Source organism: Streptomyces sp. NPDC048338, from assembly GCF_043201055.1.
GTDB lineage: Bacteria > Actinomycetota > Actinomycetes > Streptomycetales > Streptomycetaceae > Streptomyces.
The window spans coordinates 215,425-240,558 of sequence record NZ_JBICYQ010000004.1 but is presented as its reverse complement, the minus strand read 5'-3'; the positions used below and the strand labels follow the sequence as shown (position 1 = coordinate 240,558).

Genomic DNA, 25,134 nt, shown 5'->3' with positions numbered 1-25,134 from the left:
GACGCTTCATCAGGCCGGTCACAGAATGCGGTCACCCGACGGAGGGACGACCGACCGTGTCGCGACCGATCCGCACCCTCGCCGCCGCCGCAGCGGCCCTGCTCCTCGCCACCGCGTGCAACTCCGCCTCCACCGGCGGAGGATCGGGCGGCTCCGGCACCTCCGACGGTCGGCCGGGTGCCTCGGCACGCGGAGTGACCGCCGACTCGATCAAGGTCGGTGGCATCGTCTCCATGACGAGTGCCAGCGGCTACTCGAAGAAGGACACCGACCTCGGCGCCCGGGCCCGCTACGACCGGGCGAACGCCGAGGGCGGGGTCAACGGCCGCAGGATCGACTACCTCGGCGCCGAGGACGACGGCCAGGACCCGGCGAGGAACCTGGCCGCGGCCCGCAAGCTCGTCCAGCAGGACAAGGTCTTCGCGGTCTCCCCCATGAGCTCGGTCACCTTCTCCGGCGCCGATTTCCTCGACGGGCAGCAGGTGCCCACCGTCGGCTGGGGCACGCTCCCCTCCTTCTGCGGCCCGAAGCACATCTACGGCTTCAACGGCTGCCTCGTCCCGACCCCCGGCGGCACCCTCAACCAGACCTGGCCGGAGGGGATCGCGCATGTCCTCGGCGGGGCCAAGGGCCGGTCGGTCGCGCTGATCGCCGGGGACAACGACGCCGGCACCTTCGGCATCCGCACCTTCACCCAGGGCTTCAAGGCGGCCGGATTCGCCGTCCCGTACGCGAAGGCGGTCGTGCCGGCGACCTCGGTGCCGAGCGACTGGTCCGCCTACACCAAGGAGATCCTCCGCTCCGGTCCCGGCGGCACGGCACCCGACGCGGTCGTCTCGGTGATGCAGACCCCGTACAACATCGGCCTGTTCACCGCGCTCAAGCGGTCCGGCTACCGGGGGATCATCTCCGACCCCACGGACTACGACCCCGGGCTGCTCGCCAAGGACGCGACCCGGCAGGCGCTGGACGGGGTGCACGTGCTGCTCCAGTTCCAGCCGTTCGAGTCCGACAGCCCCGCGATGCGGCAGTTCAAGGCGGACATCCGCAAGGCGGCCGGCGGCAAGGACGCGCCTCTCAACATGCACATGATGACGGGGTACATGTCCGCCGATCTCTTCCTGTCGATCGCGGCCGCCGCGGGCAAGGAGCTGACCGCCGCGTCCTTCCAGCGGGCCGCGGGCGGCTTCTCGGACACCGGCACGCTGGTCGGCGACCGGGCGGAGCCCAAGGGCCAGAAGGAGAGCTTCGGCTGCGGCGCGCTGGTGCGGCTGAGGAACGGGCGGTACGAGGTGGCGGTGCCGTTCCGGTGCTACCCGCCGATCCCCTTCCGGTAGCCGGCGCCGTCCATGGGTGACCTGCTGGGCTTCGTGCTGAGCGGCCTGGTCTCCGGCGCGCTGTACGCGCTGCTCGCCACCGGGCTCGTCCTGTCGTACTCCGCCTCCGGCCTGTTCAACTTCGCGCACGGGGCGACCGCCTACCTGTGCGCGCTCGCCTACTACGAACTCCACTCCGGTTTCGGCTGGCCGGCCGTCCCGACGGCGCTGCTGCTCGTCCTCGTCGTCGCGCCGGCGCTCGGCCGGGGCCTGGACCGCCTGATGTTCCGCAAGCTCGCGCGGGTCGGCGAGACGGCGCAGATCGTCGCCACGATCGGCCTGCTCGTCGCGCTTCCCGCGGCCGGACTGTGGGTGGTCGAGCTGCTGGAACGGGCCGGGGCGCCGGTCCTGCCGGCGGAGAACCAGTTCGGGCTCCCCGGTGTGGGGCCGAGCCCGGCCGTGTCCTGGCAGCCGCTGGACGGCGTCGGGATCGACTCGGACCAGCTGATCACCTGGGTCGCGACGGCGTGCACGGCGACCGCGCTGTGGGTGCTGTTGCGGCACACCCGGCTGGGCCTCCGGCTGCGCGCCGCGGTCGACGACCGCGCGCTCGTGGAGCTGCGGGGCGTCGACGCGGACCGGCTGTCCTCGGTCGCCTGGATGCTGTCGTCCGGGCTCGCGGGGCTGGCCGGCGTGCTGGCGACCCCGCTCCTCGGACTGTCGGCCCACGACTACACCCTCTTCCTTTTCGTCTCCGCGACGGCCGCCGTGCTGGGGCGCTTCGCGTCCGTGCCGCTCGCGTTCGCGGGCGGCCTGGGGCTCGGGGTGCTGCAGAACCTGGTCGCCGGGTACGCCTCCTTCGCCGAGGGCGTCACCGGCTTCCGTACGGCGGTGCCGTTCCTGATCCTCTTCGGCGGGCTGGTGGTGCTCGCCCGGCGGCGGCGGGCGGCGGGGACGACGGCGGCCGATCCACCGCCGGTCGACTACCTGGCGGGCAGGGGCCGGGCCCGCAGGTGGGGGCCGTGGGCCGCGGCCGCCGCGCTGCTCGCCACGGCCTTCTCCACCGTCACCACGCCCTTCTGGAGCGGGACCCTGGCACAGGGTCTCGCGATCGGGCTGGTGTTCATGTCGTTCACGGTGGTGACCGGTCTCGGCGCGATGGTGTCGCTGGCACAGGCGACCTTCGTGACAGGGGCGGCGCTGGTGGCGGGGCTGCTGATGAGCCACGGCTGGCCCTTCGCGGCCGCGGCGGCGGCCGGGACGCTTGCGGCGGCGCTGCTGGGCGCGGTGGTCGCGCTGCCGGCGCTGCGGCTGGGCGGCCGCTCGCTGGCGCTGGCCACGCTGGCCCTGGCCTTCCTGGCGGACCAGGTGCTCTTCCAGTTCCGGTGGCTGCGCAACGGCGACACCGGCTGGGAGATCCCGCGTCCGGTCGTCGGGCCGGTGGACCTCGGCGACGACCGCGCGATGGGGGTCGCGCTGGTGGTGCTGTGCGCGGCGGCGGTGTGGCTGCTGACGCGGCTGCGGGACTCCCGGTGGGGCCGGGCGATGCTGGCGGTCCGCTCGGCGCCGGAGGCCGCGGCCTCGGTGGGCGTGTCGGTGGTACGGACGAAGCTGCTGGTCTTCACGGTGTCGGCGGGGCTCGCCGGCTTCGGCGGGGTGCTGTACGCCTCGTACAACACCCGCATCACGGCGACGGACTTCACGGCGATGACCGGGCTGGTGTGGCTGGCGGTGGTGGTCGCGGCGGGCGTCCGGCGACCGCAGTTCGCGGTCGTGGCGGGCCTGGTCTTCGCGGTGGCCCCGCACGTCCTGACGACGTACGTCACGTCCTCGGCGCACCTGCCGGTGATCCTCTTCGGCCTGGCGGGGCTCGCGCTGGCGAACGACCCGGACGGCTACTGCGCGGCCTGGCCGTCCCGCCGGGCGGCGCGGGCGCGGCGCCGCGGATCCCGGACGGCGCCGAGGGCGGCGCTCGCGGCCGGCACCGCGCCGTCGCCGTCCGGCCCGGCCGGCGCCCCACCGGTCGCCGGCGCGGAAGGCGGGCCGGGGCCGTCCGACGAGCGCGCCGAGGCGGCGGGCGACGCGCTGAGGCTGACCGGGGTGTGGGCCGGGTACGGCGGCGTGGCGGTGCTCCAGGGCGTGGACCTGCGGGTGCGCCGCGGCGAGGTGCTCGTCCTGCTGGGGCCCAACGGGGCCGGCAAGTCGACGCTCTGCCAGGTGGCGGCCGGGGTCGTCCGGCCGGACGGCGGCGAGGTCGCCGTGCTCGGCCGGCCCGCCGCCCCGGACACGCCCGTCGCCCGGGCCCGGCGGGGCGTGCGCCTGGCCCCCGAGGGCCGGGGGATCTTCGCCGGGCTGTCCATCGAGGAGAACCTGGCGCTGCAGCTGACGGACCGCGCCGACCGGGAGGCCGTGTACGAGCGCTTCCCCGCGCTCGCGGCCCGCCGCACCGTGCCCGCGGGCAGTCTGTCCGGCGGCGAGCAGCAGCTCCTCGCGCTCGCTCCGCTGCTCCAGTGCCCGCCCGCCCTCCTCGTCGCCGACGAGCCGTCCCTCGGTCTCGCACCGCGTGTCGCGGAGGAGGTCCTCGGACTCCTCACCGAGCTCCGCGGCCGCGGCACCGCACTGCTCCTGGTCGAGGAGAAGGCCGCCGGGGTGCTCGGTGTCGCCGACCGCGTCGCGTACCTCGCGCAGGGCCGCGTCACCTGGTCCGGGCCTCGGGACGAGGTGGACCCCGAGCGGCTCGCCGAGGCCTATCTGGGAAGGGGGGTGCGGCGATGAGCGAGCCCGCCCCGGTGCTGGAGGCGTCCGCGGTCGGGGTCCGTTTCGGCGGTGTCCTGGCCCTGCACGAGGTGTCCGTGTCCGTCCGCCCCGGCGAGATCTGCGGCCTCATCGGGCCGAACGGCGCGGGCAAGACGACGTTGTTCGACGTGCTGTCCGGGATCCGGCGGCCGGACGCCGGCCGGGTACTGCTCGACGGCCGGGACGTCACCCGCCGCTCGCCCGTCTGGCGCGCCCGGCACGGCGTCCGGCGCACTTTCCAACGCCGCCAGCTCTTCGGCCAGTTGACGGTCGAGGAGAACCTGGTCGTCGCGCGGGAGTGGCGGTCCGGGGCGCACGGTCACCGGGAACGGGCCGCCTCCGTGCTGCGCGCGTGCGGGCTCGACGCCGCGGCCGGCGAGTACGCGGGCACGCTGCCCGTCGGCCAGGCCCGCATGACGGAGCTCGCGCGGGCCCTCGCCGACCCGCCCCGCGTGCTCCTCCTGGACGAGCCGGCGTCCGGCACCACGGCCGAGGAGCGGGTCCGGCTCGCCGACGTGATCCGGCGGACGGCGCATACGGAGGGCTGCGCGGTGCTGCTGGTGGAGCACGACGTGGCCTTCGTCATGGAGTTGTGCGCGCGGGTCGTCGTCCTCGATCTGGGCCGGGTCCTGGCAGAGGGCCCGCCGGACGAGGTCCGCGCCGACCCGGCCGTCCGCGCGGCGTATCTCGGTTCGAGTCTTCCCGGAACGGAATGCGAACGGCCACGGAATCGTTGACCCTGGGAGTACCACCCGACGACGTTAGGATCGACCCCTCGTGAGCACGGACAACAAGGTCCCCTCCCTCACTCTGAACAACGGCGTGGAGATGCCGCAGCTCGGATTCGGCGTCTGGCAGGTGCCGGACGACGAGGCCACGCAGGCCGTGACCACGGCCCTGGAGGCCGGCTACCGCTCCATCGACACCGCCGCGATCTACGGCAACGAGGAGGGCACCGGCCGCGCCCTCACCGGCTCGGGGATCGCCCGTGGCGAGCTGTTCGTGACCACCAAGCTGTGGAACAGCGAGCAGGGCTACGACTCGACCCTGCGTGCCTTCGACGCCTCCCTCGACAAGCTGGGGCTGGACTACGTCGACCTCTACCTGATCCACTGGCCGCTGCCGGCCAAGGACGCCTACGTCGACACGTACCGGGCCTTCGAGAAGATCCACGCCGACGGCCGGGCCAAGGCGATCGGCGTGTCCAACTTCCTCCCGGAGCACCTGGATCGACTGATCGGCGAGACCTCGGTCGTGCCCGCGGTCAACCAGATCGAGCTCCACCCGCATCTGCAGCAGCAGGAGTCCCGTGCGGCGCACGCCCGCCACGGGATCGCCACCGAGGCCTGGTCTCCGCTGGGTCAGGGCAAGGGCCTCCTCGAGGTGCCGGCGATCGTCGCGATCGCGCGGAAGCACGACCGCACCCCGGCCCAGGTGGTACTGCGCTGGCACCTCCAGACGGGGAACGTGGTGATCCCGAAGTCGGTGACCCCGGCCCGCATCCGCGAGAACATCGACGTCTTCGGCTTCGAGCTGGACGCCGAGGACATGGCCGCGATCGCCGCCCTCGACGAGAACCGGCGGCTCGGGCCGGACCCGGCCGAGTTCAGCGTCGGCGCCTGAGGCTCCCGCGCGAGACGTGCGGAGGGGCGCGGACCCGGTACAGCCGGCGCCGCGCCCCTTCGACGCCCCGGCGGGACCCCGCCCCGGACCACCCGGACCGGCCTGGATCTGGCTGGATATCCGGATGTGACAGAATCTGGCCATGAGCGTTTCCGTTCCACCGCCCCACCGGGTCGCCGTCCTCGCCCTGGACGGCGTGATCCCCTTCGAGCTGGGCATCCCGTCCCGGATCTTCGGCTGCGCCGTCGCCGAGGACGGCTCCGCCCTCTACGACGTGCGCGTCTGCACCCTGGACGGCGGGCCCGTCCGGACCGCCGACGGGTACGCGATCGTCGCCGAGCACGGAGCCGAGGAGCTCGCGTGGGCGGACACCGTCGTCGTCCCGCCGACGCACGAGCTGCGCACCCTCGCCGAGGAGGGCTCGCTGGGCGCCGTCCTGGCCGAGGCACTGGGCCGGGTCCGGCCGGGCACCCGCGTCGTGTCCATCTGCACCGGCGCGTACGCGCTCGCCGCCGCCGGCCTCCTGGACGGCCGCCGCGCCACGACCCACTGGTGGGAGGCCGCGCACTTCCAGTCGCTGTTCCCGGAGGTCCTGCTGGACGAGGACGTGCTGTTCGTCGACGACGACGACGTCCTCACCTCGGCGGGCGCCGCCGCGGGCGTCGACCTCTGCCTGCACCTGGTCCGCAAGGACCACGGCAGCGCCACCGCCAACAAGGTGGCCCGGAGCTGCGTGGTCCCGCCGTGGCGGGACGGCGGCCAGGCGCAGTACATCGAGCGCCCCGTCCCGGAGCCGACGGCCACCACCACCGCGCCCACCCGCGCGTGGGCCCTGGAGCGGCTCGACCGCCCGCTGACCCTCAACGAGCTGGCGGGGCACGCCCGGATGAGCGTACGGACCTTCACGCGCCGCTTCCGTGACGAGGCGGGCACCACGCCGGGGCAGTGGCTCACGGCGCAACGGGTGGAGCTGGCGAAGACGTTGCTGGAGACCAGCGACCTGACGGTCGATCACATCGCGGACCGGACCGGGTTCGGCAGCGGCAACTCCCTGCGCCAGCACATGCGCAGCCTGGTCGGGATCTCTCCCGCCGCCTACCGGCGCGCCTTCCACCGGACGGCGGACACCACCCTGACCGCGTCCGGTCACGCGGCGGCGGGCGTCACCCGGGCGCCGGACCGGGAGTTCGCACGGTGAGCGCGTCTCCGCCGCCCGTCGCCGAGGGCGTCTACCGGGTGCGGAACGTGGCCAGCGGGCTGCTCCTGGAGGTGTACGGCGGATCGACCCGCAGCGGCGCCGACGTGCGGCAGGGCACCGAGAACGGCACTCCGGCCCAGCACTGGCACATCAGCCCCGTACCCAACGGCAGCGGGCTCTACCACCTGGTGAACGTGGCGGGCGGCAAGCGGCTCGACGTCGCGGGCGCCTCGACGGAGAACGGCGCCAACGTCCAGCAGTGGAGGGCGAACAACTTCGGCGCCCAGGAGTGGATCATCGAGCAGGACCTCCAGTCGCCCGGCATCGTCGCGCTGGTCAGCTTCGTCAGCGGCCTGCTGCTGGAGGTCGAGGACGCCTCGCCGGACGACGGCGGGAACGTACGCCAGTGGGAGGACACCGACTCCCCCGCCCAGTGGTGGCGGCTGGAACCGGTGGCCTGACCCGCCGGCGGGGGGCGCGCCCGGCGTCGGCGGGCCCGCCCCGCGGTGGCGGCGGACACGGTGGACCGAGCCCGCCGGGCCCGCGTCAGCCCTTGATCGCGGTGTGGATGGTGCGGGCGGCCAGGTGGAAGAGGTCCGCGCGCCGGTGCAGGGACTCCGGGTCCGCCGGGTCGAGCAGCCGGTCGAGCACCTTCACGTCGTCCTCGGCGAGACGTTCCGCCTGCCCGTCGCGCAGCCGGGCGAAGGCATCGACGACCAGGTCCCGGACGACGGGCGCGACCGGCGCCGGCGCGTCGACCAGGAACGACCGGGTACCGCTCGGCGTGAGACCGGCGCCGGCGAGCAGCCCGCGCCAGTCGTCCACCTCGTCCTTGCTGTCCCGCAGCGAGGCCCGCATGTCGCCGAACGAGTCCGCGATCACCGCGTCCATCCGCGCCTCCAGACCGGGCCGGCCCATGCCGATGTTCCACGGCAGGTGGCGGGCGGGCAGTCCGCCCTCGACCAGCACCATCAGACCGCCGGGGCGCAGCAGTCCGGCGAAGGCGGCGAGGGCGGCGCCCTGGTCGCCGATGTGGTGGAGGGAGTTGCCGGCCCAGATCAGGTCGGCCTCGCCCAGCTCGCCGATGGCGTCGGGGAGTTCGGCGTGCAGGGTGGAGACGCGGTCGCCCAGCCCGTGGGCTTCGGCGCGGGCGCGGGCCCGCTCCAGGAGCTCCGGAGTGCCGTCGACGGCGACGACCTCGGCGGCCGGGAACGCCTCGGCGAGCAGCGCGGTGAGGACACCGGGCCCGCTGCCGATGTCCAGGATCCGGCGGACTCCGGCGACGGGCACGAGTTCGCCGAGCCAGGCGGTGGCCGCGGTGTAGACGGGGCTCTGGATCTCGGCCTGGCGCTCCAGGTGCGTGGCCATCTCGGCCCACGGCATGTGGGCGCTGTCGTGGTGGTGGCCGTGGACCGCGCCGTGCGCGTGGCCGGCGCCCTGGGCCTGGCCTTCGTGACCCGCGCCGTGCTTCCCGCCGTGACCTTCGTGGCCTTCGCCGTGGACGTGGCCGGGTTCCTGGCAGCGCTCGGACCGCTCGGTCTGGTGCTCGTGTCGACTCATGCGGCCAGGGTCCGACGAGCTGCCGGAAAGCGCCAGAATTCTTGCCGCTTCGGCAAGTCCTGTCACCGGCGGCCGCTCACACCCGCGTGCGGTGCTCCTGCGGGCTGACGCCCCGCACCCGCTTGAACGAGGCGCTGAGCGCGAACGCGCTGCTGTAGCCGACCTGCCGGGCCACCGACTCGACCGTGAGGTCGGTCTCCCGCAGCAGGTCGGCGGCGAGCGCGAGCCGCCAGCCCGTGAGGTAGGCCATCGGCGGCTCCCCCACCAGCCCGGTGAACCGCCGGGCCAGCGCGGCCCGCGACACCCCGGCCGCGCCGGCGAGCGAGGCCACGGTCCAGGGACGGGCCGGATCGTTCTGCAGGAGTCGCAGCGCCCGCCCCACCACGGGGTCGGCCATCGCGTTGTACCAGGCCGGGGGCTCGGCGCCGGGCCGGGCGAACCAGGCCCGGACGGCGGCGATCAGGAGCAGGTCCAGGACCCGGTCCAGGACGACGCTCTGGCCGGGTTCGTCGCGGGAGATCTCCTCGTCGAGGAAGGGCATCAGCGGGCAGCTCCACACCTCCGCGGGCAGGTGCAGCAGGGGCGGCAGCGCGTCGAGGAGCCGCCGGCTGACCTCCCCGTCCATCTGGTAGGTGCCCACGAGCATGGTGTGCGCCCCGTCCGGGGAGTTGCCCCAGGTCCGCACGCCGAGCCGCATGGACTCCGAGAGCGGCTCGCCGCTCAGCGTGGTGCAGACGCCGCCGGGTCCGATCGTCGCGGTCGGCGCGGCGCCCGGCTCGTGGGCGACGGTGTACGGCTCCGGGCCGCGGGCGACGGCGATGTCGCCGGGCCGCAGGCGGACGGCGTCGCCCTCGGCGGGCACGATCCACGCCTCGCCCTCGGTGACGCACATGAGGCAGAGCGGCGCACGGTCCTCGATCCGCACGGACCACGGCGGCTCCATGATCATCCGCAGCAGGAAGGCGCCTTTGGCCCGAGGCCCGTCGAGAAGTCCGGCGAGTGCGTCCATGGGGCGCAAGCCTAAGGGCGCCGCCCCGTCGACCGGGCGTCCGCGCGGGATCCGGGACCGGGTGGGACGACGGCGTATGGGAGTGAGTCTCCGGAGCATGGGAAGCGGGCCCGCCGGACGCGAGTCTGGAGGCATGACGACGCACACGAACGACACGAACAGCACGCGGACGACTCCGGCGGCGCGGACGATCCTGGTCACGAGCGCCACCGGCAAGACAGGACGCCGCGTGGCCGAGCGGCTCCGGGCGCGCGGGGCGGCCGTACGGGCCGGGTCCCGCTCGGGCACGGTCCGCTTCGACTGGGAGGACACGGGCACCTGGGCCCCGGCCCTGCGGGGCGCGGACGCCGCGTACGTGAACTACTACCCGGACCTCGCCGCTCCCGGTGCGGTCGCGGCGATGGAGCACTTCGGCCGGCTGGCCGCGGACGCCGGGGTACGGCGGCTGACGCTGCTCTCCGGGCGAGGTGAGCCCGAGGCGGTCCACGCGGAGGAGGCCCTGCGCGCCGCGGTCACCGAACTCAGCGTCGTACGGGCCTCGTTCTTCGCCCAGAACTTCGACGAGGGCGCGATGGCCGGCGGTGTGGCGGCCGGGACGCTGGCCTTCCCGGCGGGTGACACGGCCGAGCCGTTCATCGACGCCGACGACCTGGCCGACGTGATCGTCGAGACCCTGACGCGCGACGGTCACGCGGGCCTGGTCCACGAGGTGACGGGGCCGCGGCTGCTGACCTTCGCCGAGGTGGCCGCCGAGATCTCCCGGGCGTCGGGTCGGCCGGTGGCGTACGTGCCGATGAGCGAGGCCGAGTACGCCGGCCTGCTGGTGCGGTTCGGGCTCCCGGAGCCCGAGGCGCAGTGGCTCTCGGGCCTCTTCGCGATGCTCCTCGACGGCCACAACGCCACGGTGACGGACGGGGTGAAGCGGGTGCTGGGCCGCGAGCCGCGCGACTTCACCGCTTTCGCGGCCGGGGCGTGGGACGCCTGAGCCGCCGGATGCCGCGGACGCCCCCGGTGCGGGCCGGCACCCCGGGCCCGGGGTGCGCGGAACACGGGTGGCCGCGCCCGCCCCGGCTCCGGCCCCGGTCAGGTTCCCGCGGACTCCGCGGCCTGCCCCGGAGGGGTGGCGTACCGGGCCGCCAGCGCCGTGACGGTCGCGGTGAGACGGGCCCGGAGTGCGGCGGGCTCCAGGACCTCCACGTCGGCGCCCAGGGCGAGGAAGGTGTCGTGAGCGTGGGCGAGGGACTCGATCGGGAGGGTGGCCCGGGTCCAGCCGTCCGGCTCCGGGGTGCGGGTCTCGGCCCACGCGCGGGCCGCCGGCCCCGTGAGACGTCCGCCGCCCTCCACGGTGAGCCGCACCACCGCCTCGCCCTGGTGGAGCCGCTCCCGGAAGCCCGCCTGGTACTCCCGCCAGTACGCGGGCAGGTCGAACCCCTCCGGGATGACGGACTCCGCCTCGTCCAGGACGAGTTCGAGGATCTGGTCGACGCGGTAGGTGCGCGGGCCCGGCCCGGCGACCAGGTACCAGCGGCCGGCCTTGAGCACCAGACCGTAGGGCTCCAGGCGCCGGTCGACGTCCGTCGGCTCCTTCCAGCGGCGGTACCGGACCCGCAGGACCCGTCCCCGGCGCACCGCGTCGGCGACCTCCGTCAGGAAGGGCGTCCCGGTGTCCTCGGCGTACCAGCTCGGTGCGTCGATGTGGAACCGTGTCCGCAGCCGGTCGACATGCTCCCGCAGGGGTGCCGGGAGCGCGGCGCGCAGCTTGAGCTGCGCGTCCACGAAGCGGGAGCCGAGGCCGAGTTCGTCCGCCGCCCCCGGGACACCGGCCAGGAAGAGGGCTTCCGCCTCCCCGGCGTACAGGTCGGTGAGGCGGGTGCGGTGGCCGGCCAGGAGCCGGTAGCCGCCGCTGTGGCCGGCGTCGCCGTAGAGCGGCACCCCGGCGGCGTGCAGCGACTCGATGTCGCGGTAGACGGTCCGTACGGACACCTCGAGCTGCTCGGCGAGCTGGGCGGCGGTCATCCGGCCCCGGGTCTGGAGCAGCAGCAGGAGCGAGATGAGTCGGCTGGACTTCACTGACACAAGGTGTCAGTGAAGGGTCCCTACAGTCCAGCCATGGCTTTCAGCGAGAAACTGCTCTTCGTTCCGCCGCCGGTCGAGGTGTCCGGCCGTCGTGTCAAGCGCTACCACGTCACCGCCGACCCCGCCGGCATCGAGCCCGGGATCGAGAAGGCGGCGTACGCGCTGCTGCCCGAGCTGCTGCCCGCGCCGGACGGCACCCCGCCGGCCACCTTCGTGGTGCTGCACCGCGGCGGTGACAGCGGGGCCTACCTCAACGTGTACAGCTGGGTGTGGGACAACGTCCTGCACTTCGCCGGCGCGGCGGCCGGGCAGCCGGCCCTGGACTGCCCGGACACCGACCCGACGCACTTCGTGCCGACCGGCCGGCCGTGGATCGGCTGTGTCTGGGAACTTCCCCCGGTCCTGCACGAACGGGACGCCTGGGTACGGCACATGCTGGCGCCGGACGCCCCCGACCTCGACGGGTACGTGCTCGACTCCCTGCCCGCCGGCACGACGGGAGACCGCCCGTGAGGGCCACCGGCGACGGCTTCGCCTTCCTCGTCGGCGACTGGCTCGTCCACAACCGCCGCCTCCACGACTTCCTCGACCCGGACAGCGGCTGGGAGGAGTTCGAGGGACACACCACGGGACGGCTCTTCCGGGACGGCCGGGCGCACGTCGACGAGATCGTCTTCCCGTCGAAGGGGTTCAGCGGTCTGACGCTGCGGCTGTACGAGCCGGAGACCGGCGAATGGACGCTGAACTGGTCCAGCAGCCGCACGGGACGTCTCGACCCGCCGGTCAGGGGCCGGTTCGCCGAGGACGGCACGGGCGCGTTCCACGGCGAGGACCACTACGCCGGGAAGGACGTGCGGGTCCGCTTCCGCTGGTCGGGCATCTCGGCCCGTACGGCCCGGTGGGAGCAGGCGTTCGCCCCGGACGGCGGGGAGTGGGTGACCAACTGGGTGATGGAGTTCAGCCGCGCGGGCCGCGCCTGAGGTAGGAGACCAGCCGGTACTCGGGGTCGTCACGGGGGCGGTCCTGGTCCGGCAGGTCGGCGAGCGCCGCACAGAGCGCGCCGACGGTCGCGGTGTCGCCGCGGAACCACGACGCGTAGTGGCCGCGGCGCAGGTTCCCGGCCACGCGCCGAGGGGTGCTGCCCTGGCCGTGGCCGGTGAAGCGGGTCTCGCCGGCCGGGTCGAGGCCGTGGGCGGCGGCGTCCGCGGTCACCCGGTCGGCCCGGTCCATGCTCCGCTCGTGATTGCGGTACGGGCCGAGGACACGGTCGACGTCGCTGCCGACGTCGTGGGCGGCGTCCTTGTCGACGGTGACGATCAGCGCGCCGCCGGGGCGCAGGACCCGGGCCGCCTCGGCGACGATCGCGTCGGCGAAGGGGACGAGGTGCAGCAGCCAGACGGCGCTGACCACGTCCACCGAGGCGTCCGGGATGGGGAGGCGCCGCGCGTCGGCGAGCACGACCCCGCCGGGCACGCGCTCGTGCGCCTTGCGCGCCATGCCGGCGGACGCGTCGGCGCCGTACACGCGCAGACCGGGGCGGTTCAGCCGCTCGGTGACCAGGCCGGTCCCGCACGCGAGGTCCAGCAGGGTGCGGGCCCCGGGCGGGACCAAGCTCAGCACGGCGTCGGCGGCCGCCCGGGCGCGGGGTACTCCGCCGCGGGTCGCGTCGTAGCGGCCGGCCTCGGCGTCGTAGTCGAGCAGGGTCTGCGTCATCCCGCAGAGGGTACGCGCACACGTCCGGCCGTGGGCCGGGCGTGCGCGCGTACCCGCACCTCGTACGCACGCGGCCACGTACGCACGGTGCCCGCAGACGCGGTGAACGTGCGGGCGGACGGGCGCGGCCGGACGGTGCGGGCGGTGCGTCAGCTGGCGCCGTGGCCCGGCGCGACGCCCTCCACGCGGGCGGCGAGTTCGAAGTCCTTGTCGGTGATGCCGCCGGCGCTGTGCGTGTTCACGGAGACCGCTACGCTGTCGTAACCGAGCGTCAGATCCGAGTGATGGTTCAACTCCTGCTGGATCTGGGCGACATGGACGACAAGAGCGGTGGCGGCGAAGTGGTCGCCGAGCCGGTAGCGGCGCTCGATGCGGTCACCGGCCAGGGACCAGCCGGGGAGTTCCCGCAGCCGGTCCTCGATCTCCTTCTGCGACAGCGGCTCCGTGGGCATGCGCGGACTCCCTCCGGTCGGGTGACGACCAGGGCCACGGCCGACGACGACAACGGCGTGACGACGGCGACGACCCGGTCGACGGTGACGGCGCCGCGGTGACGGCGCCGTACGGACGATGACGGTGACGATACGGTCTCCGGCCCCCGCCTCCGGGTCAACACATGGGCGAAGCCCGATCGGCGCAGCGCCTGGGTTACGTTCTCCCCATGACGACTGTCGCCACGGACACGGGAGTGGGGCCGCTGCTGCGCGGCTGGCGCGAGCAGCGGCGGCTGAGCCAGCTGGAGCTGGCACTGCGGGCCGACTCCTCGGCCCGCCACATCTCCTTCGTCGAGACGGGCCGGTCCCGGCCGAGCGAGGAGATGATCCTGCGCCTGGCCGAGCACCTGGACGTGCCGATGCGGGAGCGCAACACCCTTCTGCTCGCGGCGGGTTACGCGCCGCGGTACGCCGAGTCGACGCTCGACGAGCCGCGGCTGGAGGCGCTGCGGGAGGGCATCGAGCAGCTGCTTGCGGGGTACGACCCGTATCCGGCGCTCGTCGTGGACGGCGCGTACACGGTGGTGGCGGCGAACCGCGGCATCGGCATGCTGATGGAGGGGCTTCCCGAGCACCTGCTGACCCCGCCGATGAACGCGATGCGGATCACGCTGCACCCGGAGGGGCTGGCGCCGCGGATCCTCAACCTGCGGGAGTGGCGGGGGCACCTGCTGGCCCAGATGGAGCGTCAGATCGGGCTGGCCCGCTCGGAGTCGCTGCGGGAGCTGTACGAGGAGGTCGCCGGGTACCCCCTGCCGGCGGGCCCGGGAGGCGGGGCGGACCGGGAGGACCCGCAGCCCTATCCGTACTTCGCGCTGCCGATGCGGATCGAGCACGACGGACGGGTGCTGTCCTTCGTCTCGTCGATCTCGACGTTCAACACTCCGATGGACGTGACGGTCGCCGAGCTGGCCATCGAGACGTTCCTCCCGGCCGACCCCGCGACGGTCGCGTATCTGCGGACCCTCAAGGAGTAGCGGAGGCGGCGCGCAGGGCCGTCCACTGGAGCGCGGCGAAGCCGGCGACGGTGGCGGCCTGCATCGGGACCCACACCAGTCCGGCGGTGCCGGGCTCCAGCCAGCCGACGAGGGCGACGAGGCTCAGGGCGGCCCACAGGACGTTGGCGTCGACGACGAGCTTGACCCCGAGGGCCGGCGGCCGGCGCCGGCTCGCGAGCCAGGCGACTCCGGCGGCGAAGGCGGTGAGGAAGAGCCCGAGCCCGAACAGCAGCCGGGACCCGATCCCGAGCAGCTCCCCGAGCGGCCCGGAGGCGGCGACGTAGGCGAGCCCGTTCCCGCCGGTGACGACGGCGTCGAGGGCGAGAAACCGCCGCACCGCGACCTGCGGCCGAGAGGTACGGGCAAGACCGGTGAACAGGGCCTGGGACATGACGGATCACCCTCCACGGGGACGTTGGCACTGACGACGAGCCCGGGACTCGGCCGGAGTGCGCCGCCCGAGTCCCGGTGACCACGAGAATGCCGGGCGGGGGGAGGCGGGTCGATTACGTCGGGGGTAATGGGGGCCTCGTGCGGCCACGACGGGTGGGCCGCTCCCCCGCGGGTCGGGAGGCCACGGCGGTCGTCGATTCCCCGACGCCCTCTGTGCGTCGCATGGCGTGGCTCCCCGCGTAGCTCCCCCAGTCCGACTCGGTGGGCCACTGTGGCAGGGACGCTCGCCAACTCGGCGCCTCAAGACGCCGCGCCTCCCGTGGACCGCCCGCTCCCGATTCTTGCGCTGGGCGCCCACTGCCAACGCCGCCTGGCCTCTTCCAGAACGTTTGACGTGAGAGCGACTCTCGACCGGTGGCCTGTGGTGGGCATCGGAAGCCTCCGGCGGCCCTCGGACGGCCCGCAGGCAGCGCCCAGGGCATCCATGTGGCGTGAAGACCCCCAGCCATGGTCGGCGGGGCGTGTATTCGGCTGGCGGCAAACGTCAACGCATGTCAGCCGATCGGTACTGACTGTGGCGTTGCACCCTCCGCACTCGGGTGGGTTGATCCCGTTGCGGCCCGCGATAGTCCACGCTGCCCGTGTCCGTCATAGCGTGTGAAGGACTCCAGGTCCCTGCCACTGCGGGAGCGTCGTGGCTAGCCCGTCATCCTGGGCATCAAGCTCGGCGGCCACGGATTACCTGCGATGACCTCGTTGAAAGACAAGCATCGGAATGTGCGGGATCCAGAGGCAGTACTGCCGGCACGCCTCGATCTCCTCATGGATCGGCGCCTGACCGACGCGATCGCCTCCCCTCCACCCTCGCGCTCAGCTTCTGAAGCCAAACGATCTACCGGATCGACTTGTCCGCGTGAGTTGTGGATCTACTCCCTGAAATTGCCGTCACGCTACGCGGATCGGTAGCGTGTCCGCGTCTTGACGGCAACACGGCGCGCCGAGATGGTAAATGAAATAGAGGTGCGGTGAAGTCGCTGTGGCGCATGGGTAGTTGATGAAGCGAGGGGGTAGCTATCTGAACAACGCGCATGCCATACTCCCGATAGCCATTCTCGCCTACCGGTAGGAGTAAGCATGCGCTGCCATTCAACCGCAACAAAGGCTTCAATTATTGTCGGCACCCTCACCGCCACACTGCTATGGATGCCTGCCGGTTCGACGAGCGCCGCCCCGTCGCTTGCCGCCAAGAAAGTGGCCAGTGAAGCATCCTTAGGCTCAAACATCGTCACTGAAAGGGCGGCGGGCGTAGCAAGTAGGGCTGAAATGATAGAGATCATCAAGGCCGAATTCAAGGGTACCCAGAATGACGCCAAGGCGGTCAGGGTTGCCGACTGTGAATCCAACCTGAACCCGAGGGTGATTGATCACACAGGGCGCTTCTACGGACTTTTCCAGCTCAGGAGGGATGTTTTTGATGACCTAGGCGGCCGGGTGGGGGGCATATTGGACGCGAAAGAGAACAGTCGAATCGCTTATATCGCATTCAAGAAACTCGGAGGATGGCAGTTTGTGGATCCGGCTTGCAGTCGCGCATAACCTCCAGGTGCTCGGAGCCGGGGACAGAGCAAGGCTTCCCCACGCCTGACTCGGACTGTTATCGGGTGCTGAGCGAGGCGGCGTCGCCGCCGGGCAAAGTCAGAGCCAATGGCCCCTGTGTTCGACCACGAACCCCTCCCCCCGCGCGAGGCCGGTACGCTGCACCCGCTCCGCCACTGGCGAGCCGGTGCGAGGTGGGTTGCCCGAGCGACGCAAGGGAACGGTCTTGAGAACCGTCATAGCGCGTCACGGTGGGTGCAAATCCCACACCCATGCCGCAGGTGAACGGCCCCTGAACAGCCAAGCCGGTCAGGGGTTGTTCTCGTGCGCTTTTCTGCCGGCGACCAGTGTTCCTTGTCGTCTCCCGGCCGGACGAGCACGGGCAGGGCACAACGACCCGCTGATGCACACTGCTGTCAGAGCCGGGGGGACGGTGCAGCCACGATTGAGCGTTGCGCTTTGGGGAGGGGCCTGGGGAGCCACGACCCGAACTGCGCCCCAAGTTTGTCTCCTTGCTCTCGGATCACGGGACTTCGATCGAGGTCATCGCCAGGCTCGTGGGCCACTCGGGGACCGCGACGAAGGAGACCGTCTACCGGAAGCAGATTCGCCCTGTGATCACCGACGGGGCGGAGGCCGTGGACGAGATCTTCAGGCCCGACAGCAGCCGGCACACGTGACCGGGCTCCCTCTTTGACTCCCTGCGACGGGCGCGGCCCCAGTCAAAGCGTCTGAACTGGGCAAAGACTGGTCCCGCGGCAAGGATTGAGTTATGTCGGAGGCTATGGGGCCTTCCAGGGTTTGCCCCGGGACGCCGGTACTTCCCCCGGCCGGCATCCGGAAAACCGTTCCGGGGCGGATGCCGACCGCTGGCAGGATGACCGGATGGATGCTCCTACCCTGATCGACCTGGACACGTGGCCGCGCCGGCAGCACTTCGAGCACTACCGGCGGCTCGTTCCGTGCACGTACTCGATGACGGTGGAGCTCGACGTCACCGCGTTCGCCGCGGCGCTGCGTGCCTCGCGTCGCAAGTCCTACCTCGCTCAGGTCTGGGCACTCGCGACGGTCGTCAACCGTCACGACGAGTTCAGGATGTGCCTCACCGCTTCGGGCGACCCGGCCGTCTGGCCCGTCGTGCACCCGGCCTTCACTGTCCTCAACGCGGAACGCGAGACGTTCGCGTGCGTGTGGGCGCCCTACGATCCCGACTTCGGTGCGTTCCACGACGTCGCCGCCCCACTGCTCGCGGAACACGGTGGGGCCACCGAGTTCTTCCCGCAGGGGGCGCTGCCGCCCAACGCGTTCGACGTGTCGAGCCTGCCGTGGGCGTCGTTCACCGGGTTCAACCTCCATATCCGCGACAGCTGGGACCACCTCGCGCCGATCTTCACGCTCGGCCGGTACGTCGAGCGGGACGGCCGCGTCCTGCTCCCGCTCGCCCTGCAGGTGCACCACGCCGCCGCGGACGGCTTCCACTCGGCACGTCTCGTCAACGAGCTGCAGGCCCTCGTGACGGATCCGTCGTGGCTGGCGGAGACCCCGAGGTCGTGAGCCTGTTCCGTGCGTCGAGGAACGGCCGGAAGTCGTCGGCTCCCGTCAGCGCTGCGGAAACGGAACCCCGGCGGCACGCAGCCGCGCCTCCGTGAGTGCGGTCAGCCGGACCGCTATCGGTGCCTGGTCCTCAAGATGGTTGTTGATCAGCCCGTACTGGGCGGAGGCCCTGGCCCAGGCACGCAGGCCGGCGGGGTCGCCGAGCAGCGCGGGGTTCGCGAGGTAGTGGTCGGCCATGGCGGTCGCGAGTTCCTCGATCCTCGGGTCGTCCGGTGCCCAGGTCTCGGCCTCGTGGCCGCGCTTGGTCAGGTCGACGTACCCGGGGTCGTCGAGGCAGTGTTCGAGCCGGCTCAGGAAGCCGTCGAAGCCGTCCGGCACCAGCGCCCGGGTCAGGACCAGGGCCTCGCGTTGCCCGGCCACGTATTCGGGGCTGAAGCCGAGTCCGGCCATCCGGTCCAGGACTGCGGCCGCGCGTTCGGGCAGCAGGGCCCGGTCGCCTTCGGCGAGCCGGTGCAGCGTGTCCCGGCGCGCGGTCAGGTCCGCGATCCGGTCGGTCAGCCGCCGCTCGACGTCGGTGAGGGCGGCGGCGAAGTCCGCGGTGTCGGCCTCGAGCAGGGGCCCGATCTCGGCCAGCGGCACCCCGGCGGCGGCCAGCGTCCGGACCTGCACCAGCCTCAGCAGCTCGGCCGATCCGTAGCGTCGGTATCCGGAGGCGTCGCGTCGCGGTTCGTCGACCAGCCCGTGCCGGTGGTAGTGCCGCACCGTCTTCACCGTGACGCCGACGAACGCCGCCGCCTGCCCGATCGTGACTCCGTTCATCATCTGCTCGGCCTGCCTCGTGCTCGGCTCGGCGGCTGTGCACACCACGGCCGAGCGGGGGGACGGGCCACGCCGAGGTCGGCGTGGCCCGGTTCGCGTACCGCCTCACGCATGACGGAAGGGATCGGTCGTCGAAGCGTACGGGGCGCGGCCGGTCAGCCCGTCCGCCGGGCCGGCGAGACGTGTCCCGCCCGGAACACCGCGTCGACGAGCCGTCGTTGGGCGTTCTGGAACGCCGGCGCTATCGACAGGCCGGGGTCGTCCACGTAGTTCAGGCCGGCGGTCAGGGTCGTGCCGCCGTCGGGTGTGCCGTACATCAGCGCCGCCGAGCCGATGGTGGCGCCGTTGTGGTGGAAGACGGTGCCGGCGCCCGGGCCCAGGTCCTGCGCGAACACGCCCAGGCCGTAGCCGACCGTCGCCTCCGGCGTGCGCATCTCGGCCAGCAGCTCGGGCGGCAGGAGCTTGCCGGCCATCAGCGCGGAGAAGTACGTGTGCAGGTCCCGCGTGGTCGAGATCATGTCGCCGCCGGCCGCCACCCAGGAGGGGTCGTGGCGCGTGACGTCGACCGTCTTCTCCTGTCCGGCGTCCTCGTAGCGGTAGTAGCTGTGGTGGTGCGGCTCGGGGACCTCCGGGGAGCTGCCCGGCGCCACGGTGCCGGCCATCCCCAGCGGATCCAGGACCAGCCGTCGCAGTTCCTCGGCGAACGAACGGCCGGTGACGCTCTCGATCACCAGCCGGGCCAGCACGTAGTTGGTGTTGGAGTAGCTCCAGCCCGTCCCCGGCTCGAACCGCGCCGGCCTGGACAGCGACAGCCGGACCAGTTCCTCGGGCCGGTAGGCGCGGAACCGGTTGTCGACCCACTCCTTGCCCCGCCAGGGGATCCCTTCGGCGATCGTCCCGTCCTCGTGGAGCTCGCCGGTGTGGCTGAAGATCCCGCTGGTGTGTTGCAGCAGCGTCCGTACCGTGATCCTGCGGTCGAGCCCGAACTCCGGCAGGTAGTCGTCGACCGGGGTGTCCACGCCGATCCTGCCCTCGGCCGCCAGCATCAGCACCGAGGTCGCGACGAAGCTCTTGGTGGTGCTGCCGATGCGGAAGTGCCCGTCGGTCAGCGGCTCGGCGCTCTGGCCCGTCTCGCGTGCGCCGGCACTGCCGACCCACTCGCCGTGCTCGTCGTTCACCCGCAGCTGCACGCCCAGGAAGCCGGACTCGACGATCTCCTCGATCGCCCGCTGCAGCTCCGGGCGATCCTGTCGCCAGCCGGAAGGGGAGAGAGTCATGACGCTCCTTCACATCGATCGCGTCCGGGGCGATCCCGGGCCGCTGCGACGAGCCTCCACCCTGACCCGAGGTCAACCTCAACGGTGTTCCGGCTCACAACTGCCGCGTGCCGTCCGGGGCAGGTGAGCGAAGGACCGACGGTGCGCTCCCAAGTTCCGTGGTGCCCCATGGATTTCCGGACCCGGGTCGCCGGCGCTCGGGGCCGCGGCGGGCATGGGTATCGTTCGCGCCGGGGCGGCCGGGGGGCCGCGCCGGAGGGGGATGGACGCGATGGCATGGGGCAGGGAACGGGCCGGACTGGTGGCCACCGGGGACGATCACAAGGTGACGCCCGCGGAGCTCTTCTTCGACCTGGTGTTCGTGTACGCGATCACGCAGGTCACCGCACTGATGGCGGCGGCGCCGGCGCCGACGCGGGTGGTCGGGGCGATGGTGGTGCTGGCGCTGCTGTGGTGGTGCTGGTGCTGTTTCGCCTGGCTGGGCAACGTCGTCCGGGCAGACTCCGGTGCCCTGTTCGCCGTCCTCATCACGGTGATGGCCGTCGTCCTGATCGTGTCGCTCGCCGTGCCGGAGGTACTGGCGGACGCGCCCGGCGGGATCCCGGCGCCGCTGCTCTTCGTGCTCTGCTACGGGGCGGTCCGCGTCCTGCACCTCGTCTCGTACCGGCTCGCCAGTCCGGGCGACGCGGCGCTGCACGCCACGCTGCGGCGCACGGCGCTGATCTCCGTACTGCCGCCGCTGGTCCTGCTGCTGGCCGGATGCGCGTTCAGCGGACGGCTCCAGCTGCTGATGTGGCTGGGTGCGGTGGCCGTCGACTACGGCGGGATCTACCTCACCGGTTCCTCCGGCTGGCGCGTCAATTCGCCGGGCCACTTCGCGGAGCGCCACGGCCTGATCGTCATCATCGCGCTCGGCGAGTCCATCGTGGCGATGGGCGTCGGGGTGGCCGACTTCCCGCTGACCTACGCCGTGCTCGGTGCCTCGGCGGCGGGGCTGCTGCTGGCGGCCGGGCTGTGGCGCCTGTACTTCCGGCAGCTCGGCGAGGCCGCCGAGCACCGGCTGGGCGGGCTCGCGGACGACGAGCGCACCCGGTTCGCCCGGGACGTCTACACCTTCCTGCACCTGCCGTTGGTGGCGGGCGTCGTGCTCTGCGCGCTGGGCATGAAGAAGGTCCTCGCACAGGTCGCCGACACCGGGCACTACGGTCTCGCGGAGCCGCTGCACGGGGTGGTGGCCTGGTCGCTGACCGGTGGCGTGGGCGTCTTCCTGCTCGGCGCCGCCGCCATCGTCCTGCGCACGTCGGGTCGGCGTCCGACGGCGCTGCTGGTGGGCGGGGTGTGCTGTCTGGCCGCCGGTCCGCTCGTCGGGCGGGTGCCCGCGCTGGTGGCGCTCGCGGTCCTGGCCACCGTGGCGACGGTCCTCGTGGCCCTGCACGGCCGAGTGGGCCGCGGCGGGTCCGGGGCCCGGCTCGCTCCGCAGGGCTGACGGGCACGGATCACGCCGTAGGACCAAGGCACCGTCCGGACGGCGTGCGTCCGGCAGGAGCGGGGCGGTCCGTACGTCGACGGCCCGAACCGGGCGGGCGGCCCGGTCGGACCGCCCGTCCGCCCCGGCGCGTCGGTGAACGGCGGCCGGGGCATCCCGGATCAGCGCGTGGTGTTCTCGTCTCCGGCGGGCGCGGGTGCGGCGGCGGCCCGGTCCCGGCGGCCGGGTTCGTCGCGTTCCGGCGTGGTCCCGGAGCCGGCGGCCCGGGTGGTGGAGCGGGAGCCGGCGGTGCGGGCGGCCTCGGCGCGCACGAGGGCGCTCAGGACGGCGAAGGGGTCGAGGGGCATGACGAAGCTCCTTGCGGTGGGGGGTGGAACGGGCTGCGAGAGGTACGGGCCTCTCAGCAGCGCATCACCACGCACCGGCTGTCGGCGTCCTCGCCCGGGAGCCGTACGGCTGCCCGCGCCCCGAGGGCGGGCAGGCCCGGAACCGGGGCGGACGGCCGGGTGGAGCGCTGTCCTCCGCAGGGCCGTACGGCGGCCCGGCGGGGGGAGGTCGCCTCGGTCTCGGCGACTTCGGTGGTCTCGCCTCCGGGGTCCGGTGCGGCGCTCGCCGCGGGCCTGAGTTCGCCGCCCGACGCTCCGGCGGCCCCGCCGCAGACGCCGAACAGCGCGGCGAGCACGAGCCCCAGCACCAGTACGGCACGCCGCGCGCGGCGCCGGCCCGGCACGCAAGGCGCCCGGTCCACGGGCCGACCCGCACGCGTCCGCCCGCCCGCCGGGGCGGCGGGTTCGGCGTGGTGCGCGGGCGCGGGGCTCATGAAGATGCCTCCTGCCCCGGCACGGCCCCGACGTGCCGGAGGCCGCGCCGGAACCGCCCGGCCGGCCTACGCGGCGGACCCGAATGCCCCGCCCCGGCCGCACCGGTACGGCCGGGTGGCCGAGCGCCGCCGTACCGCCGGGTGGCGGAACCCCCCGACGGTGCTCCCGCCGGACAGGACGGCGGGGCGCCCCCGGCCGACACCGGCCATGGCCGCATGCCGACACCGGCCATGTCAGTCGCTCGGCTCCCGGAGGGACTGCTCGTCCACCGGGAGCAGTGCCCGAGCCGCCTCGGGCCGGGGCACCGGCTCCAGCGGGACCTGCGGGCCCGCGCACGCGCGCAGCCAGCCGCGCAGGACCCGGTGCACCTGCTCGGCGCCGACCAGGGGCTCCGGCGGGGCGGCGAGGTCCGTCGGCGACAGCAGGAAGGGACGCGTCTGCTCGCCGCCGAGGCCGCCGTGCGAACCGATCTGCTCCTCGAAGGCGTGGACCGTGCCCGTCGCCGGGTCGTACATCGAGTTGACCATGATGTCGGCGACGTGGGGGAAGCCGTCCGTGCGCCGTACGGCGTCCGCCGCGCCCGGGCCGAAGACCGCGAGCGGTCCGTCGTCGGCGAGCGCGCCGACCGGGATCTCGGCGCCGTCCGGTCCCAGGACGACCGAGCCGTGCTCGGCGCTCGCGACGAGCAGGAAGCCGATGCCCGGGTGGTTGGCGAGGGTGCGGAGCAGTGCGGGGTGGCTGCGGTCGATCTCCTCGCGGGTCATGCGGTGCGGCACGCCCGGGAAGGAGACGAGTCCGAGGTTGCCGGAGGCGAGCACGACCGGCTCGGACGGCCGGACGGGACCCAGGTCCTCGGTCTCCCGCTCCATCTCGTCCATGGGCCGGTGCAGCGCGCTGCGCAGCGCGTCGCGGGCGGCGTCCCGGGCCTCCGACCCGCTGCGGGTGCGCCGGACGCGGCGCGAGACGGGCAGCCCGCAGCCGGCCCGCACCAGGTCCTTGAGGGTGAGTCCGTAGACGCCCTCGAAGGTCGGGCCGGGGCTCTGGCCGTGATCGGAGAGCAGCACGAAGTGGTACGGGCGGGGCGCGTGCTCGGCGACCCGCGCGATGAGCGCGAGGGACCGGTCGAGCCGGGCCAGGACCTGGTCGGTGTCGTGTCCGTGGGGGCCGGAGTGGTGGGCCACCTCGTCGTAGGCGACGAGGTCGGCGTAGACGGCGGTGCGGCCCGCGAGTATGTCGCCCACGACGGCCGCCACGACCACGTCCCGCTCCACGACCGTGGCGAAGGCCCGGATGAAGGGGTAGGAGTAGCCGCGCGAGACCCGTGGGGTCTGTCCCCGCAGGCGCGCCCGGGTGGACTGGACGGCTTCGCGGACCGCCTCGGCGACGAACGAGCCCGCCGTGCGGACCGCGTTGGCGGGATCGCAGAAGTAGGTGAAGTAGCCGGAGCGCGAGCGGTTGCGCCGGCCGCGGCGGGCGGCCACGGACAGGACGAGGGCGATCTGGTCGGCACCGCCGCTGAAGAGGTTGCCGCGGGAGGCGCCGTCCACGGTGAGCAGTCCGCCGTCCCGGGTGCGGGCGACGGCCCGGCGCTGGAGCTCGACGGCGCTCGCGGGACGGTTGCTGACCATCAGTCGGCCGGTGTCCTTCTCGTACCAGCGGAAGGCGGGCACGTCCTCGTTCGAGCCGTGCAGGATGCCGAGCTGGCTGGCGCCGGTCTGGCTGGACCAGTCGGTGCGCCAGGGGGTGAGCCGGTGGCTGGTGTCGAGCCAGTGGGCGACGGTCGGCATCAGGCCGTCGGCGACGGCGTCGCGCAGCACCTGGTGGCCGACGCCGTCGAGTTGCAGGAAGACGGTGCCGTGGGCGGGCTCGGGGGCTCCTTCGGCGGTCCGGCTCCGGGGTCTGGTGCGGTCGGCGAGCCGGTAGAGGCGGCGGCGGTAGGCGTCGTCGTCGCGGACGGCGAGGGCGGTGGAGGTGGCGGAGGCGACGGCCGACATCACGGCGGCGACGACGACGGCGGTCTCGGGAGCGGCGGCGGCGCTGCTGTCCGGCACCAGCCGGAGCGCGACGAGCAGCAGGGAGCCGTTGAGGAAGAACACCAACAGGCCGAGGACGAGGGCGGGGACGAGCAGCAGCGCCCGGACGATCACCGGCCACACCAGAGCGCTGAGCAGACCGAACGCGCCGGCACCCAGGGCGGCGGTGACGGCGAGGCGGGTGGGACTGTCGCCGTCGGCGGACTGGAGCTGGAAGTCGGGGAGCAGGCCCGCCAGGGCGAGCAGGGTCAGGGTCGAGACGGCCCATACGACGACGACGCGCACCAGGGCGCTCCCCGCGGTCCGCCAGCGTCCGGCGGTTCGCCCTCGCCCGTCACCCACGCCCGGCGCACCTTTCACCCGTTTCCTGCC

Annotated in this window: 25 protein-coding genes; 14 read left to right on the top strand and 11 right to left on the bottom strand. The window is 73.3% G+C overall.

Going from position 1 to position 25,134, the window contains the following annotated elements; genetic code table 11:
* Positions 1–56: 56 nt before the first annotated feature.
* From ACGFZF_RS11420 to ACGFZF_RS11395, 6 genes are all read left to right on the top strand, one after another.
* A complete protein-coding gene (locus ACGFZF_RS11420; protein WP_393553319.1) occupies positions 57–1,337 on the top strand; it encodes an ABC transporter substrate-binding protein in 1,281 nt (426 codons plus the stop codon).
* Between the two features lie 12 nt (positions 1,338–1,349).
* On the top strand, positions 1,350–4,091 hold the full coding sequence (locus ACGFZF_RS11415; RefSeq protein WP_393553317.1) for an ATP-binding cassette domain-containing protein: 2,742 nt from the start codon (positions 1,350–1,352) through the stop codon (positions 4,089–4,091).
* Positions 4,088–4,849: an ABC transporter ATP-binding protein gene (locus tag ACGFZF_RS11410; RefSeq protein ID WP_393553315.1), complete on the top strand. Its 762-nt coding sequence runs from the start codon at positions 4,088–4,090 to the stop codon at positions 4,847–4,849. Before ACGFZF_RS11415 ends, ACGFZF_RS11410 begins: the two co-directional genes overlap by 4 nt.
* 91 nt (positions 4,850–4,940) lie before the next feature.
* Positions 4,941–5,735, top strand: a complete 795-nt coding sequence (locus ACGFZF_RS11405; protein WP_393553731.1) for an aldo/keto reductase — start codon at positions 4,941–4,943, stop codon at positions 5,733–5,735.
* A 142-nt stretch (positions 5,736–5,877) separates the two neighbouring features.
* On the top strand, positions 5,878–6,933 hold the full coding sequence (locus ACGFZF_RS11400; protein ID WP_393553312.1) for a GlxA family transcriptional regulator: 1,056 nt from the start codon (positions 5,878–5,880) through the stop codon (positions 6,931–6,933).
* A complete protein-coding gene (locus ACGFZF_RS11395; protein ID WP_393553310.1) occupies positions 6,930–7,394 on the top strand; it encodes an RICIN domain-containing protein in 465 nt (154 codons plus the stop codon). The genes ACGFZF_RS11400 and ACGFZF_RS11395 overlap by 4 nt, the downstream gene beginning before the upstream one ends.
* Before the next feature lie 85 nt (positions 7,395–7,479).
* Here ACGFZF_RS11395 and ACGFZF_RS11390 read toward each other — a convergent pair whose 3' ends face one another.
* Together ACGFZF_RS11390 and ACGFZF_RS11385 are read right to left on the bottom strand one after the other, a co-directional pair.
* A complete protein-coding gene (locus ACGFZF_RS11390) occupies positions 7,480–8,493 on the bottom strand; it encodes a class I SAM-dependent methyltransferase (protein ID WP_393553308.1) in 1,014 nt (337 codons plus the stop codon).
* 76 nt (positions 8,494–8,569) lie between these two features.
* Positions 8,570–9,502 carry an AraC family transcriptional regulator gene (locus ACGFZF_RS11385; RefSeq protein ID WP_393553306.1) on the bottom strand — a complete coding sequence of 311 codons (933 nt, stop codon included), beginning with the start codon at positions 9,500–9,502 and terminating at the stop codon, positions 8,570–8,572.
* A gap of 133 nt (positions 9,503–9,635) precedes the next feature.
* On the opposite strand from ACGFZF_RS11385, the gene ACGFZF_RS11380 reads away from it, so the two are divergent.
* The gene (locus tag ACGFZF_RS11380; RefSeq protein WP_393553304.1) at positions 9,636–10,487 is read left to right on the top strand and encodes an NmrA family transcriptional regulator; all 852 of its coding nucleotides are present in this window, start codon (positions 9,636–9,638) and stop codon (positions 10,485–10,487) included.
* 98 nt (positions 10,488–10,585) lie between these two features.
* Here the strand turns inward: ACGFZF_RS11380 and ACGFZF_RS11375 are convergent, their stop codons facing one another.
* On the bottom strand, positions 10,586–11,572 hold the full coding sequence (locus tag ACGFZF_RS11375; RefSeq protein ID WP_393553302.1) for a helix-turn-helix transcriptional regulator: 987 nt from the start codon (positions 11,570–11,572) through the stop codon (positions 10,586–10,588).
* A gap of 39 nt (positions 11,573–11,611) precedes the next feature.
* On the opposite strand from ACGFZF_RS11375, the gene ACGFZF_RS11370 reads away from it, so the two are divergent.
* Both ACGFZF_RS11370 and ACGFZF_RS11365 read left to right on the top strand, forming a co-directional pair.
* Positions 11,612–12,091 (top strand): hypothetical protein, encoded by a 480-nt coding sequence (locus ACGFZF_RS11370; RefSeq protein WP_393553300.1) that lies wholly within the window; start codon positions 11,612–11,614, stop codon positions 12,089–12,091.
* Positions 12,088–12,558: a hypothetical protein gene (locus ACGFZF_RS11365; protein ID WP_393553298.1), complete on the top strand. Its 471-nt coding sequence runs from the start codon at positions 12,088–12,090 to the stop codon at positions 12,556–12,558. The genes ACGFZF_RS11370 and ACGFZF_RS11365 overlap by 4 nt, the downstream gene beginning before the upstream one ends.
* On the opposite strand, the gene ACGFZF_RS11360 is transcribed toward ACGFZF_RS11365, so the two are convergent.
* Positions 12,536–13,291, bottom strand: coding sequence for a class I SAM-dependent methyltransferase (locus ACGFZF_RS11360; RefSeq protein ID WP_393553296.1), 756 nt, complete (start codon positions 13,289–13,291; stop codon positions 12,536–12,538). The two genes, ACGFZF_RS11365 and ACGFZF_RS11360, sit on opposite strands and share 23 nt — an antisense overlap.
* 149 nt (positions 13,292–13,440) lie before the next feature.
* Positions 13,441–13,743 carry a 4a-hydroxytetrahydrobiopterin dehydratase gene (locus ACGFZF_RS11355; protein WP_147976635.1) on the bottom strand — a complete coding sequence of 101 codons (303 nt, stop codon included), beginning with the start codon at positions 13,741–13,743 and terminating at the stop codon, positions 13,441–13,443.
* 209 nt (positions 13,744–13,952) lie between these two features.
* Here ACGFZF_RS11355 and ACGFZF_RS11350 point away from each other — a divergent pair, with 209 nt between their 5' ends.
* Positions 13,953–14,762: a helix-turn-helix domain-containing protein gene (locus ACGFZF_RS11350; RefSeq protein ID WP_393553293.1), complete on the top strand. Its 810-nt coding sequence runs from the start codon at positions 13,953–13,955 to the stop codon at positions 14,760–14,762.
* Here the strand turns inward: ACGFZF_RS11350 and ACGFZF_RS11345 are convergent.
* Positions 14,752–15,174, bottom strand: coding sequence for a hypothetical protein (locus tag ACGFZF_RS11345; protein ID WP_393553291.1), 423 nt, complete (start codon positions 15,172–15,174; stop codon positions 14,752–14,754). The genes ACGFZF_RS11350 and ACGFZF_RS11345 overlap by 11 nt on opposite strands.
* A gap of 1,136 nt (positions 15,175–16,310) precedes the next feature.
* Between ACGFZF_RS11345 and ACGFZF_RS11340 the strand changes: the two genes are divergently transcribed.
* From ACGFZF_RS11340 to catA, 3 genes are all read left to right on the top strand, one after another.
* A complete protein-coding gene (locus ACGFZF_RS11340) occupies positions 16,311–16,772 on the top strand; it encodes a hypothetical protein (protein WP_393553289.1) in 462 nt (153 codons plus the stop codon).
* Positions 16,773–17,284: 512 nt separating this feature from the next.
* Entirely contained in the window at positions 17,285–17,452 is a 168-nt protein-coding gene (locus tag ACGFZF_RS11335) for a hypothetical protein (RefSeq protein WP_393553287.1), read from the top strand.
* Between the two features lie 205 nt (positions 17,453–17,657).
* Positions 17,658–18,326 (top strand): type A chloramphenicol O-acetyltransferase, encoded by a 669-nt coding sequence (gene catA, locus ACGFZF_RS11330; protein WP_393553285.1) that lies wholly within the window; start codon positions 17,658–17,660, stop codon positions 18,324–18,326.
* A 45-nt stretch (positions 18,327–18,371) separates the two neighbouring features.
* On the opposite strand, the gene ACGFZF_RS11325 is transcribed toward catA, so the two are convergent.
* Positions 18,372–19,148 (bottom strand): MerR family transcriptional regulator, encoded by a 777-nt coding sequence (locus tag ACGFZF_RS11325; RefSeq protein WP_393553283.1) that lies wholly within the window; start codon positions 19,146–19,148, stop codon positions 18,372–18,374.
* Between the two features lie 152 nt (positions 19,149–19,300).
* Positions 19,301–20,422: a serine hydrolase domain-containing protein gene (locus ACGFZF_RS11320; protein WP_393553281.1), complete on the bottom strand. Its 1,122-nt coding sequence runs from the start codon at positions 20,420–20,422 to the stop codon at positions 19,301–19,303.
* 271 nt (positions 20,423–20,693) lie between these two features.
* Here ACGFZF_RS11320 and ACGFZF_RS11315 point away from each other — a divergent pair, with 271 nt between their 5' ends.
* The gene (locus ACGFZF_RS11315; protein ID WP_393553279.1) at positions 20,694–21,908 is read left to right on the top strand and encodes a low temperature requirement protein A; all 1,215 of its coding nucleotides are present in this window, start codon (positions 20,694–20,696) and stop codon (positions 21,906–21,908) included.
* 161 nt (positions 21,909–22,069) lie between these two features.
* On the opposite strand, the gene ACGFZF_RS11310 is transcribed toward ACGFZF_RS11315, so the two are convergent.
* The 3 genes from ACGFZF_RS11310 to ACGFZF_RS11300 form a co-directional block, all read right to left on the bottom strand.
* Positions 22,070–22,255 carry a hypothetical protein gene (locus ACGFZF_RS11310; protein ID WP_393553277.1) on the bottom strand — a complete coding sequence of 62 codons (186 nt, stop codon included), beginning with the start codon at positions 22,253–22,255 and terminating at the stop codon, positions 22,070–22,072.
* 53 nt (positions 22,256–22,308) lie between these two features.
* On the bottom strand, positions 22,309–22,728 hold the full coding sequence (locus ACGFZF_RS11305) for a hypothetical protein (protein ID WP_393553275.1): 420 nt from the start codon (positions 22,726–22,728) through the stop codon (positions 22,309–22,311).
* A gap of 234 nt (positions 22,729–22,962) precedes the next feature.
* The gene (locus ACGFZF_RS11300; RefSeq protein ID WP_393553273.1) at positions 22,963–25,104 is read right to left on the bottom strand and encodes a phage holin family protein; all 2,142 of its coding nucleotides are present in this window, start codon (positions 25,102–25,104) and stop codon (positions 22,963–22,965) included.
* Positions 25,105–25,134: the final 30 nt, after the last annotated feature.